This is a genomic window from Micromonospora sp. WMMD812 (assembly GCF_027497215.1).
GTDB lineage: Bacteria > Actinomycetota > Actinomycetes > Mycobacteriales > Micromonosporaceae > Micromonospora.
This window is the reverse complement of record NZ_CP114904.1, coordinates 2197717-2209863: the sequence shown is the minus strand read 5'-3', so window position 1 is coordinate 2209863 and position 12147 is coordinate 2197717. Positions and strand designations below refer to the sequence as shown.

The following is a 12147-nucleotide window of genomic DNA, read 5'->3' as shown; positions in this document are numbered from 1 at the left end:
ATGGCGGGATTCGGCGAACCGGCGACGGCGCCGGTGGACGCGACCGGGCTGACCGTGGGCGTGGTCGCCGCCCGGTGGCACGGCGAGCTGACCGACCACATGCTCGACCGGGCGGTCGCCGCGGCCGAGGCGTGCGGGGCGCGGGCGGTCGTCGCCCGGGTGGCCGGCTCGGTCGAACTGCCGGTGGTCGCCCAGGCGCTCGCCCGCCGCTGCGACGTGGTGGTCGCGCTCGGCGTGGTGGTCCGCGGGGCCACGGCGCACTTCGACTACGTCTGCCGCTCGGTGACCGACGGGCTCACCCGGGTCGCGCTGGACGAGGGGAAGCCGGTGGCGCACGGCGTGCTCACCGTTGACACCCTGGAGCAGGCCCGCGACCGGGCGGGGCTGCCCGGCTCGGCGGAGGACAAGGGCTGGGCCGCCACGGTCGCCGCGCTGGACGCGGCGCTGGCCGTCCGGATGGTCAGCGCCGGCAACGGCCACCGGGTCGGCTTCGGCGGCTGACCGGTCCGTCGTCGTGGAGTTCGCCGAGCTGCCCGGGCTGCGGATGGCCTACCGCGGCTGGGGCCCGCCGGAGGGGCGGCCGGTGCTGCTGCTGCCCGGCGGCGCGGCGGACGGCGGCACCTGGGCCACCGTCGCCGCGCGGCTCGCCGACGACGGCCTCCGGTCGTACGCCCCGGACCCACGCGGTTTCGGCGCCAGCGGCCGACCCGGCCGGTACGGCCTCACGGTCTCCCGGGACGACGTGCTGGCGTTCTGCGACGCACTGCGCCTGGACTGGCCGGTGCTCGTCGGGCACTCCTCCGGGGCGGTGGTGGCGGCGCTGTTCGCCCAGGCGCATCCGGACCGGGTGGCCGCGCTGGTGCTCGAGGAGCCCCCGCCGCCGGTGCCCCTCGGCCTGCGGCTGCCGCCCCGACCGGCCGGCCCGTTCCCGTACGACTGGGCGGCCCGGGAGGCCGTGGTCGCCGAACTGAACGCGCCCGACCGGGCCGGCTGGGCGGGGCTGGACCGGATCACCGCGCCGACCCTGGTGGTCGCCGGCGGGCCGGGCAGCCACCTGCCGCAGGACGAGCTGGCTCGGGTGGCGGAGCGGCTGCCCGCCGGTGAACTGGTCACGATCGACGCCGGGCACGCGGTGCACGCGTCCCGCCCGGACGAGTTCGTCGGCGCCGTCCGGGCGTTCCTGCGGTCCCGCTGGGTGAGCGGCGGCTGACCCGGCGCGTCCGGGCCGGCGGGGCGGCTGGAAGAATCGGGGCGTGAAGACGTTCGAGGAGTTGTTCGCCGAGCTGCAGGCCAAGGCCGCCGCCGGCGCTCCCGGCTCGGGCACGGTCGCCGCGCTCGAGCGGGGCGTGCACTTCATCGGCAAGAAGGTCGTCGAGGAGGCGGCCGAGTCGTGGATGGCCGCCGAGCACGAGGGCCGGGAGCGGGCCGCCGAGGAGATCTCGCAGCTGCTCTACCAGACCCAGGTGCTGATGCTCGCCACCGGTCTCGAGCTGAAGGACGTCTACCGACATCTGTGAGTGCGCCCCGTCGTTGACCTGAATCGACTGCAAGGAGCACTCCGTCATGCTGCGTGTCGCCATCCCCAACAAGGGCACCCTGGCCGAGCCGGCCGCCCAGATGCTGCGCGAGGCGGGCTACCGCCAGCGCACCGACCCGAAGGACCTGGTCTGCCGGGACGAGCCCAACGACGTCGAATTCTTCTACCTCCGCCCGAAGGACATCGCCACCTACGTCGGCTCCGGTGACCTGGACCTGGGCATCACGGGCCGGGACCTGCTGATCGACTCGGCCGCCTCGGCCGAGGAGGTGGTCGACCTCGCCTTCGGTCGGGCCACCTTCCGCTTCGCCGCCCGGCCCGACGACATCGACTCGGTGCAGGAGCTGGGCGGGCACCGGATCGCCACCGCGTACCCGGGCCTCGTCGAGCGGCACCTCGCCGACCTGGGCGTCAAGGCCGACGTGATCCGCCTGGACGGGGCGGTGGAGAACGCCGTCCGGCTCGGCGTCGCCGATGTGGTCGCCGACGTCGTGGAGACCGGCGCCACCCTGCGCCAGGCGGGGCTGGTCGTCTTCGGCGAACCGTTGCTGCGCTCGTCGGCGGTGCTGGTCCGGCGCGCCGGGGCGGCGGCGCACCCGCAGGCCGAGCAGCTGCTGCGCCGCCTGCACGGGGTGCTGGTCGCCCGCCGCTACGTGATGCTCGCCTACGACGTGCCGGCCGGCCTGCTGGACCGGGCCAGCTCGCTCACCCCGGGCATCGAGTCGCCCACCGTGTCGCCGCTGCACCGGGAGGGCTGGGTCGCCGTCCAGGCCATGGTGCTCCGCGACGACGTCCACCGGATCATGGACGAACTCTACGAACTGGGCGCCCGCGCGATCCTGGTCACCAACATCCACGCCTGCCGGCTGTGACGGCGCCGCGGCCGGAGCCGACGGCACCCGGCGCGGCGACGCCCCACCCGGCGGCCGTCCCGGCGCCGCGTCCCGAGGCGGCCACGGCGTCGGACGCCGCCGTCCCGGTGTCGGAGGCCGCCGTCGCCGCGTCGCGGTCGGGGCGCGGGCCGCTGCCGGGCTGGGTGGCGCTCACCCTGGTCACCGTGGCCGGGGTTGCGTCGGCGGCGCAGGGCGCGGCCAACGGCGAGTTGGGCGCGCGAGTCGGGCAGGCGAGCCTGGCCGGGGTGGTGAACAACCTGGGCGGGACCCTGCTGGTCCTCCTCGGGCTGGCCGCGCTGCCGTCGATGCGCGCCGGGCTCACCGCGTTGCGCCGGGCCCGGCTGCCCTGGTGGAGCTACCTCGGCGGGTTGGGCGGGGCGGTGATCGTGGTGCTCGGCGCGTACCTGGTGCCGGTGCTCGGGGTCGCGGTCTTCACCATCAGCCAGGTGGCGGGCGGGAGCTTGGGCGGGCTGGCCGTGGACCGGGGTGGGCTCGCCCCGGTCGGCCGGCTCGCGCTCACCGGCCCCCGGATCGCCGGCGCGCTGCTGGGCGTGGCGGCGGTGACGCTGGCGCAGCTCGGGCGACCGGTCGGTGAGCTGGCCGTCGTCCCCATCCTGCTCGCGGTCGTCGGCGGCCTCGCGGTGGCCCTGCAGTCCGCGCTGAACGGCCGGGTCTCGGCGGTCAGCTCCGCTGCGGCCGGGGTGGCGGTCAACTTCGCGGTCAGCACCCCGGCGGTCGTGCTCGTCGCGGTGGTCGCGGGCGCGCTCACCGGCCCCGCCCCGACCTGGCCCGACGCCTGGTACCTCTACACCGGTGGGCTGCTCGGGGTCGGCATCGTGGCCGGCCTGGTCGTCGGCGTCCGGTCCGCGGGGGTGCTGCGCACCGGGCTGGCCCTGGTGGCCGGCCAGCTGGGCGGGGCGCTGCTGCTGGACGTACTCCTGCCCGGTGGTCCCGGTGCCCGGCCCGCGGTGCTCGCCGGCGCGGCGTTGACCCTGGGCGCGGTCGTCGTTGCCGGACGCCGTCCACGCCGCTGACGTCGGCGGCATGGCGTCGGCCTTTCCGGCGGTGACGTCGGCAGCGTGGCGTCGCCGTCCCTGGCGGTGACATCGGCCGTGTGGGGTCACCCCGACGGTGGCGTCGGCGGCGTGGGGTCGGGCCTTCCCGGCGGTGGCGTCGGCAGCGTGGCGGCGGAGCCCTCGCCGGAGGGGGGTGGCAGACTGGTGGGGTGAGCGAAACCGAGCTGATCCGCCTCCGGCCGCGTCGCATCCGGCTGGTCTGCTGGGCCTCGGCGGCCGTCCTGCTGGTGGTGTTCAGTCTGGTCGCCACCTCGTTGACCGGCCCGACCGGCGACGGCTACGGCACGTTCCAACGCGGTGACCAGATCGCCATGGTCGGCCTCGGCGTCTTCGGCGCGCTGGCCTTCCTGCTCTTCACCCGGCCACGGGTGGAGGCGGACGCGCGCGGCATTCGGGTGCGCAACGTGATCAGCTCGTACGAGCTGCCGTGGGAGGTCGTCCGGGGGATCCGCTTCGACCGGGGCGCTCCCTGGGCCAGCCTGGAGCTGCACGACGACGACCTGATGCCGATCGTCGCCCTCCAGGCCGCCGACAAGGAGCTGGCGGTCGACGGGGTCCGCGCCCTGCGCCGCCTGCACCAGGCACACCAGGCCCGGCTCAGCGGCACCACGACCGACCGCTGACCCGCGACCCCGCACCCGCGGTCGCCCCGCGCCGCCATGCACCTCCCGCCGGCCCGTCCCGTGTCGCTCCGCACTGCGCCGCGCCAGCCACCCCGTCCCGTCCGCATCGCATACTCCGGCCGGCGATGATCCGCGCAACATCACCGAAGTTGCTGCCTCGGCGCGAGTGGAGGCAGCAACTTCCCTGATGTTGTGCGGATCATGGCCGGGCCGGGGCCGGGGCCGGGGCCGGTGCCGGTGCCGGAGTGCCGGTGCCGGTGCCGGTGCCGGGGGCCGGGCGATGCGCAGGTCAACGCCGGGGGTGTGCGGATCACGGCCAGCCGATCACGGCCTGCCCGGTTTGGGGGTGGGTTGGCCGAGGGTGTAATGTTGTGGAGTCGACCAGGCTGTCTTTACCTGCGGGCACGTCCCACATGACCGACAGCCATGAAAGTGGAGCGCCTGCTCCCACCCGAGTCGCCGCCTAGGTGGCCGGGTCCGGTCCCCGGTTCCGGGCATGTCCCGGCACCGGATGCGCGATCATGTGATCGTGCCGACCGGTCGAGCGGGCCCTGGCATGCGCCGGGGCCTTCTGCTTTCCGGGCCGGCTCCCACCGGGGAGCCGCCGGGTCGGCACACGCAGCAAGACACTCGACTCGAGGAGGCCCCATCAGCGTCGAACCACGCGTGAACGAGCAGATCCGGGCACGTGAGGTCCGACTGGTCGGCCCCGAGGGTGAGCAGGTGGGCATCGTCCCACTGGAGCGCGCCCTTCAGCTGGCCGCGGACGTCGATCTGGACCTGGTCGAGGTTGCGCCGATGGCGCGCCCGCCGGTGTGCAAGCTCATGGACTTCGGCAAGTTCAAGTACGAGAGCGCACTGAAGGCGCGCGAAGCGCGGCGTAACCAGCAGCAGACCGTCATCAAGGAGATGAAGCTCCGGCCGAAGATCGATCCGCACGACTACGAGACCAAGAAGGGTCACGTGGTGCGGTTCCTCAAGGCGGGCGACAAGGTCAAGGTGACGATCATGTTCCGCGGTCGCGAGCAGAGCCGACCGGAGCTGGGCTACCGGCTCCTGCGGCGGCTCGAGTCGGAGATCTCGGAGCTGGGGTACGTCGAGGCCGCTCCGAAGCAGGACGGCCGCAACATGATCATGGTGCTCGCGCCGCACCGCGCCACCAAGGCCGCCGCGGTCGCCGCGACGGCCACCCGGGGCGGAGCGCCCCGGGACCGGGCCGCGGAAGGCTCCGCCGCCCCGGAGGCCGGCGAGACCGCAGCAGCCGGGGAGACCGGCACGACCGCTGACACCAGCGGCCAGTAACAGGGGAGAAGACGTTCCACATGCCGAAGATGAAGAGCCACACGGGAATGGGCAAGCGGGTCAAGGTGACCGGCAAGGGCAAGATCGTTGCCCAGCAGGCCGGCCTCCGGCACAACCTGGAGAAGAAGGCCTCCACCCACACCCGTCGGCTGACCGGCACGGTCGTGCTGGCCAAGGCCGATGTCAAGCGCATCAAGAAGCTGCTCGGCCGCTGACGCGCGCCACCTGACGTAAGAAGGAGTTGAGATGGCACGCGTCAAGCGGGCTGTGAACGCCCAGAAGAAGCGCCGTACCCTGCTGGAGACCGCGAGCGGCTACCGCGGTCAGCGCTCCCGGCTGTACCGCAAGGCCAAGGAGCAGGTGCTGCACTCGATGCAGTACGCCTACCGGGACCGTCGCGACCGCAAGGGCGACTTCCGGCAGCTCTGGATCCAGCGGATCAACGCGGGCGCCCGCGCCAACGGGCTGACCTACAACCGGCTGATCCAGGGCCTGCGCCTGGCCGGCATCGAGGTCGACCGGAAGATCCTGGCCGACATGGCCGTCAACGACGCCGCCGCCTTCGCGGCGATCGTCGAGCTGGCCCGCGCCGCGGTCGCGGCGGAGGGCACTGGCGGCGCGGCGGCCCAGGCCGCCTGATCCCCTGCGGCTGACCGAGACGCCCCTCGTCGACCCCGACGGGGGGCGCCTCGCTGCAAGGCAGTAGGAAGCAGACGATGCTCTTCACTCCGCGTACCCCGCGGGTGGTCGCCGCCCGCCGGCTGCACCGCCGCCGGGACCGTGAGGCCACCGGCCGTTTCCTCGCCGAGGGCCCGCAGGCCGTACGCGAGGCCCTCGCGCGGCCTGGCGTGGTCACCGAGCTGTTCGGCACGCCCGCCGCGCTGGACCGGCACGCCGAGCTGGCCGCCCTGGCCGCCGGGGGCGACGTGCCGATCTCGGAGGTGACCGACGACGCGCTGGTCGCCCTCGCCGAGACCGTCGCGCCGCAGGGGCTGGTCGCCGTCTGCCGGCACCTGGACGTGTCCCTGGAGCAGGCCCTCGCCGGCGGGCCCCGGCTGGTCGCGGTGCTCGCCGAGATCCGCGACCCGGGCAACGCCGGCACCGTGCTGCGCACCGCCGACGCGGCGGGCGCCGGTGCGGTGGTGTTCGCCGGTGACGCCGTGGACCCGTACAACGGTAAGTGCGTCCGGGCGTCGGCCGGCAGCCTGTTCCACGTCGACGTGGTCCGCGCCGCGGACCCGATCCAGGCGGTCGAGGCGCTGCGCGGCGCGGGTCTCACCGTGTTCGCCACCACGGGCTACGGCGAGGACGACCTCGACGACCTCGCCGACGCGGGCCGGCTCGCCGCGTCCACCGCCTGGCTGTTCGGCTCGGAGGCGCACGGGCTCCCGCCGGCGGTGACCGAGGCCGCGGACGCCCGGGTCCGGGTGCCGCTGCACGGGCGCGCCGAGAGCCTCAACCTGGCTGCGGCTGCGGCGGTCTGCCTGTACGCTTCAGCGAGAGCACAGCGCTGACCGCGACGCGGTCGCGTGGACGGCAACACAGCAGGGGAGAACGGTCGTCTGATGAACGCGCCACGGCGTTCGTTTAGCCAGCCCGCCGGTGTCGGCGGGCGGCGGGCCTGACCTGCTCCCTGCGCAACTCCCACCGGCGGGCTGCGGCACAGCCGCGCGTCCGTAGACTCGCTTCGCCGCCCCGCGAGGGCCGGCGCCGCCGTGAGGGAGTGCCCGTACGCCATGAGCTACCGCAACGATCCGTACGACCCGAAGCAGGTCGCCCTGCTCGACCCGGCCGCCCTGGCCGAGGCCGTGGCCGACGCCGAGAAGGCGTTCGCCGTCGCCGCCGACCCGGATGCGCTGACCGCGCTGCGCCCCGCCCACCTGGGTGACCGGGCCCCGGTCTCGCTGGCCCGCCGGGAGATCGGCGCGCTGCCACCGGCCGCGAAGGCCGACGCCGGCAAGCGGGTCAACGAGGCCCGGCGGGCGATCGAGGCGGCGTACGCTGCCCGCGCCGAGGTGCTGGAACGCGAGCACGCCGAGCGGGTGCTGGTCGCCGAGCGCGTCGATGTGACGCTCCCGTACGACCGGCGGCCCCGCGGCGCCCGCCACCCGTTGAGCGTCCTCATGGAGCAGGTCAGCGACCTGTTCGTCGGGATGGGCTACGAGGTGGCCGAGGGGCCCGAGGTCGAGCTGGAGTGGGCCAACTTCGACGCGCTGAACATCCCCGCCGACCACCCGGCCCGGGGGCTGATGGACACCTTCTACGTCGCGCCCGCGGACCGCTCCGGCCTGGTGCTGCGTACCCACACGTCCAACGTGCAGACCCGCACCATGCTCAGCCGCAAGCCGCCGATCTACGTGATCTGCCCCGGCCGGGTCTACCGCACCGACGAGGTGGACGCCACCCACAGCCCGGTCTTCCACCAGGCGGAGGGTCTGGTGGTGGACAAGGGCATCACCATGGCGCACCTGCGCGGCACGCTGGACCACTTCGCCCGGGCCATCTTCGGCCCGGACGCGAAGACCCGCTGGCGGCCGCACTACTTCCCGTTCACCGAGCCGTCGGCGGAGTTCGACGTCTGGTTCCCGGAGCACCGCGACGGTCCGCAGTGGGTCGAGTGGGGCGGCTGCGGGATGGTGAACCCGCGGGTCCTGCGGGCCTGCGGCATCGACCCGGAGGTCTACTCCGGCTTCGCGTTCGGCATGGGCATCGACCGGACCCTGATGGTCCGGCACGGGGTCAGCGACATCCGCCACCTCTTCGAGGGCGACGTCCGGTTCAGCCGGGCGCTCGGGACCGGGGCGTAGGCGATGCGGGTACGAGTTACGGAGACGGTGGTCTGAGTCATGCGAGTTTCTGTCAGTTGGCTGCGGGAGTACGTCGACCTCCCCGCCGACCTGCCCACCGGCGACCTGGAGCAGGCCCTGGTCGGCCTCGGCATCGAGGTCGAGTCCGCGGTGGACCTGCGGGAGAGCGTCACCGGGTCGCTGGTGGTCGGCGAGGTGCTCGAGATCGAGGAGCTCACCGGCTTCAAGAAGCCGATCCGGTTCGTCCGGGTCGACGTCGGGCCCGCGAACGGCACCGGCGAGCCGCAGGAGATCGTCTGCGGGGCGACCAACTTCGCCGTCGGTGATCGTGTGGTGGTCATCCTCCCCGGCGGGGTGCTGCCCGGCGGCTTCGCCATCGGCGCGCGCAAGACCTACGGCCGCAACTCCAACGGCATGATCTGCTCCGCCAAGGAGCTGGGCCTCGGCGACGACCACTCGGGCATCATGGTGCTGCCCGCGCAGAGCCCGGCCAAGCCGGGCGACGACGCGCGGCCGGTGGTCGGCCTGGACGACGTCGTGCTCGAGCTGGAGATCACTCCGGACCGCGGGTACGCGCTGAGCCTGCGTGGCCTGGCCCGGGAGCTGTCGCACGCGTTCGGGCTGCCGTTCCGCGACCCGGGCCTGGTGCCCGCACCCGGCGCCACGCCGGATCCGGCGTACCCGGTCGAGGTGCGGGACACCGTCGGCTGCGACCGGTTCGCCGCCCGGATGGTCCGGGGCGTCGACCCGGCCGCCGCGTCGCCCGAGTGGATGCGGCAGCGGCTCACCACCGCCGGCATCCGCAGCATCTCGCTGCCGGTCGACATCACCAACTACGTGATGCTGGAACTGGGCCAGCCGATGCACGCCTTCGACGCCGACCGGATCGCCGGGCCCCTCGTCGTCCGCCGGGCCGAGCCGGGGGAGAAGCTAACCACTCTGGACGGTGTGGAGCGGGTGCTCGCGCCCGAGGACATGGTGATCTGCGACGCCACCGGGCCGATCTCGCTCGCGGCGGTGATGGGCGGCGAGACCAGCGAGGTCGTGGCCGACACCACGAACGTCCTCTTCGAGGCCGCGCACTGGGCCCCGGTGATGGTCGGGCGGACCGCCCGCCGGCACAAGCTGTTCAGCGAGGCCGCGAAGCGCTGGGAGCGGGGCGTCGACCCGGCCCTGCCGCTGGTCGCCCTGGAGCGGGCGGTGCGGCTGCTCACCGAGTACGGCGGCGGCGTCGCGGGCGACGAGATCCTGGACATCGACCACGTCCGGGCACGTACGCCGGTGACCCTGCCGGCGGACCTGCCGAGCCGGCGGATCGGCGTCGACTACCCGCCGGCGCGGGTGGTCGCCCTGCTGGAGCAGGTCGGCTGCTCGGTGGCGCAGGGCGCGGACCGGCTCGCCGAGGACCCCGGCGCCGTCGGTGTCGCCGCGGGGGCCGGGGTGGCGCTCACCGTCACCCCGCCGTCCTGGCGGCCCGACCTCGCCGACCCGGCCGACCTGGTCGAGGAGGTGGTTCGCCTCGACGGGTACGACCGGGTGCCGTCGGTGCTGCCGGTGGCGCCGGCCGGCCGCGGCCTGACCTGGCAGCAGCGGCGGCGCCGGGCGATCGCCGGGTCGCTGGCCGACCGGGGGTACGTCGAGGTGCTCGCCCACCCGTTCGTCTCGCCCGAGCTGCCCGACCTGCTCGGCCTGCCCGCCGACGACCCGCGCCGCCCGGCGGTGCGGCTGGCCAACCCGCTCTCCGACGAGGAGCCGTTGCTGCGGGCCACGCTGCTCGGCCCGCTGCTCGGCATCCTCCGGCGCAACCTCGGTCGGGGCCACCGCGACCTCGCGCTCTACGAGATCGGGGCGGTCTTCCACCCGCGGCCCGGCGCGGGCACCCCGCCGGCCATGGGCGTGGACCGGCGGCCCACCGACGCCGAGTTCGCCGCCGCCGACGCGGTGGTGCCCGACCAGCCCCGGCACGTCGCCGCCGTGCTGACCGGCGAGATCGAGCTGTCCGGCTGGTGGGGCGCGGGCCGGGTGGCCGGCTGGGCGGACGCGATCGAGGCCGGGCGTACGGTGCTCGCCGCCGCCGGCGTCCCCGACGACCGGGTCGAGGTCCGGGCCGCCGAGTACGCGCCGTGGCACCCGGGGCGCTGCGCCGAGCTGCTGGTCGACGGCGCGGTCGTGGGGCACGCGGGCGAGTTGCACCCGACGGTCGTCGCCGCGCTGGAGCTGCCCCGGCGGACCAGCGCCATGGAGCTGAACCTCGACCGGCTGCCGGCCCCGCCGGTGCTGCCCGCGCCCGCCGTCTCCGGCTTCCCGCCGGCGCTGATCGACGTCGCGCTGGTGGTGGACGAGTCGGTGCCGGCCGCCCAGGTGCAGCGTGCTCTCGCCGAGGGCGCCGGCGAGCTGCTGGAGGACGTCCGCCTCTTCGACGTGTACGCCTCTGAGCAGCTCGGCGCCGGGCGCAGGTCGCTCGCGTACAAGCTCACCTTCCGGGCGCCGGACCGGACGCTGACGGTGGAGGAGGCGGTGGCCGCGCGGGACGCGGCGGTCGCCGTGGCCGCCGAGCGTTTCGGCGCGGTCCTGCGCGGCGCCTGAGTTCGATTCGGGGTCCCCGGCCGGCCCGCTCCCGCGGCCCGGCCGGGACCCGGGGTCCGCTCCGCGTTCCCCGGCGCCGGGCGGCTGTCCGGCCGCGCGGCGCGCTCGGCGCGCGGGAACTCGGCGCGCCCGGCTCGGGTGGGGTCCTGGCGTTCGGCGCGTCCGGGGTCGGGCGGTCAGATCCAGCGGCGCAGCGCCGCCTCCACCCCGGCCTGGAAGCGGCTCTCGGCGTCGAGGCGCTGCATCAGGTCGCGGACGGTGCGGCGCACGGTGCGTTCGGAGAGCCCCAGCTGACGGCCGATCGCCTCGTCGGTACGGCCCTGGCGGAGCAGCCGCAGGATGGCGACGGCCTGGTCGGTCAGGCCGTTCTCGTCCGCGGTGGACGGCCGGGGGAACGGCGTGCTCCGCTCCCAGAGCAGGTCGAAGAGCAGGCACAGCGCCGAGACCAGGCGGTTGCCTCGGATCTCCAGCGCGCCCCGGCCGGAGTGCGGCTCGATCGGGATGAGCGCGAACTGCCGGTCGACGAGGGTCATCCGCAGCGGCGCCTCCTGCATCACCCGGCTCTGCTCGCCCTGCTCGGCCATCAGCTCGGCGTACGCGCGGGAGGCGGCGTCGTGCAGCGTGCTCTCCTGGTAGATGTGCCGGATCGTCACCCCCCGGGAGAGCGCGATCCGGGTCAGCGTCTTGCCGGTCTCGATGGCCTGCGCCGGCATCGCCCGGCCGGTGGTGAGCGTCATGAAGCTCTCGGAGGCGGTGCGGGCGTGCTCGGCGAGGCGGTCCCGCACCGCGTCGACCCCCTCGAGCCGGACGATCTCCTCCCGCTCGCGGTGGGTGTCGTGGCTGGCGGCGCGGGCGAGCACCGAGGCACGTGCCGCTTGGAGCTTCGCCTGTTGCGCGATCATCTGCTGTTCGGCCTGGTCGAGCAGGGCGAGCAGGCCGATCTGGGGGCTCACCGCGCGTAGGGCGCCCGGCCGGCTGGTCGACGGCGTGATGAGCGCGCGGTCGGCCAGCGCGGCGAGGGCGTCGTGGACGACGGTCTCCGGGATGTCGAGGTTCGTGACGAGCTCGTCGACGTCCCACGTCGGATGATCCAACATCGCCCAGTAGACGGCTTCGGCAGCTGCCGACACACCCAGCCGTTCGAGCAAGGTCTCCTCCATTGTGTTCACCGCGTGATCACATTAGTTGACGGGGGGTCCCCCGCAAGGTCTCCAAACTGTGTTCGTTCGCCGACAAGAGCCTGGCCGGAGGGGGCTGAAACGGTGAACACGCGCAGGCATGCATATCAATGAGACAAGTGGATCCACCGACCGCAAAATAGGC

General features: G+C 74.5%; 13 protein-coding genes. 12 read left to right on the top strand and 1 reads right to left on the bottom strand.

From position 1 onward, the window contains the following. From ribH to pheT, 12 genes are all read left to right on the top strand, one after another. Positions 1 to 501, top strand: a complete 501-nt coding sequence (ribH, locus tag O7603_RS09990; protein WP_281575413.1) for a 6,7-dimethyl-8-ribityllumazine synthase — start codon at positions 1 to 3, stop codon at positions 499 to 501. Between the two features lie 13 nt (positions 502 to 514). Beyond that, a complete protein-coding gene (locus tag O7603_RS09985; protein ID WP_281575412.1) occupies positions 515 to 1210 on the top strand; it encodes an alpha/beta hydrolase in 696 nt (231 codons plus the stop codon). Between the two features lie 43 nt (positions 1211 to 1253). Beyond that, on the top strand, positions 1254 to 1517 hold the full coding sequence (locus tag O7603_RS09980; RefSeq protein ID WP_281575411.1) for a phosphoribosyl-ATP diphosphatase: 264 nt from the start codon (positions 1254 to 1256) through the stop codon (positions 1515 to 1517). A gap of 46 nt (positions 1518 to 1563) precedes the next feature. Continuing rightward, on the top strand, positions 1564 to 2409 hold the full coding sequence (gene hisG / locus O7603_RS09975) for an ATP phosphoribosyltransferase (protein ID WP_281575410.1): 846 nt from the start codon (positions 1564 to 1566) through the stop codon (positions 2407 to 2409). Then, complete coding sequence (locus O7603_RS09970; protein WP_281575409.1) at positions 2406 to 3464, top strand: DMT family transporter; 1059 nt, start codon at positions 2406 to 2408, stop codon at positions 3462 to 3464. Before hisG ends, O7603_RS09970 begins: the two co-directional genes overlap by 4 nt. 191 nt (positions 3465 to 3655) lie before the next feature. Beyond that, the gene (locus O7603_RS09965; RefSeq protein WP_281575408.1) at positions 3656 to 4129 is read left to right on the top strand and encodes a PH domain-containing protein; all 474 of its coding nucleotides are present in this window, start codon (positions 3656 to 3658) and stop codon (positions 4127 to 4129) included. 666 nt (positions 4130 to 4795) lie between these two features. Continuing rightward, complete coding sequence (gene infC, locus O7603_RS09960; RefSeq protein WP_281575407.1) at positions 4796 to 5431, top strand: translation initiation factor IF-3; 636 nt, start codon at positions 4796 to 4798, stop codon at positions 5429 to 5431. A 20-nt stretch (positions 5432 to 5451) separates the two neighbouring features. After that, positions 5452 to 5646 carry a 50S ribosomal protein L35 gene (rpmI, locus tag O7603_RS09955; RefSeq protein ID WP_281575406.1) on the top strand — a complete coding sequence of 65 codons (195 nt, stop codon included), beginning with the start codon at positions 5452 to 5454 and terminating at the stop codon, positions 5644 to 5646. Between the two features lie 31 nt (positions 5647 to 5677). Then, positions 5678 to 6070 carry a 50S ribosomal protein L20 gene (gene rplT / locus O7603_RS09950; RefSeq protein WP_089008309.1) on the top strand — a complete coding sequence of 131 codons (393 nt, stop codon included), beginning with the start codon at positions 5678 to 5680 and terminating at the stop codon, positions 6068 to 6070. Between the two features lie 77 nt (positions 6071 to 6147). Then, positions 6148 to 6945 carry an RNA methyltransferase gene (locus O7603_RS09945; RefSeq protein ID WP_281575405.1) on the top strand — a complete coding sequence of 266 codons (798 nt, stop codon included), beginning with the start codon at positions 6148 to 6150 and terminating at the stop codon, positions 6943 to 6945. 222 nt (positions 6946 to 7167) lie between these two features. Beyond that, complete coding sequence (pheS, locus tag O7603_RS09940) at positions 7168 to 8238, top strand: phenylalanine--tRNA ligase subunit alpha (protein WP_281575404.1); 1071 nt, start codon at positions 7168 to 7170, stop codon at positions 8236 to 8238. A gap of 39 nt (positions 8239 to 8277) precedes the next feature. Continuing rightward, entirely contained in the window at positions 8278 to 10824 is a 2547-nt protein-coding gene (gene pheT / locus O7603_RS09935; protein ID WP_281575403.1) for a phenylalanine--tRNA ligase subunit beta, read from the top strand. A gap of 176 nt (positions 10825 to 11000) precedes the next feature. Here pheT and O7603_RS09930 read toward each other — a convergent pair whose 3' ends face one another. Beyond that, positions 11001 to 11984: a helix-turn-helix transcriptional regulator gene (locus tag O7603_RS09930; RefSeq protein WP_281575402.1), complete on the bottom strand. Its 984-nt coding sequence runs from the start codon at positions 11982 to 11984 to the stop codon at positions 11001 to 11003. Between the last annotated feature and the right edge of the window lie 163 nt (positions 11985 to 12147).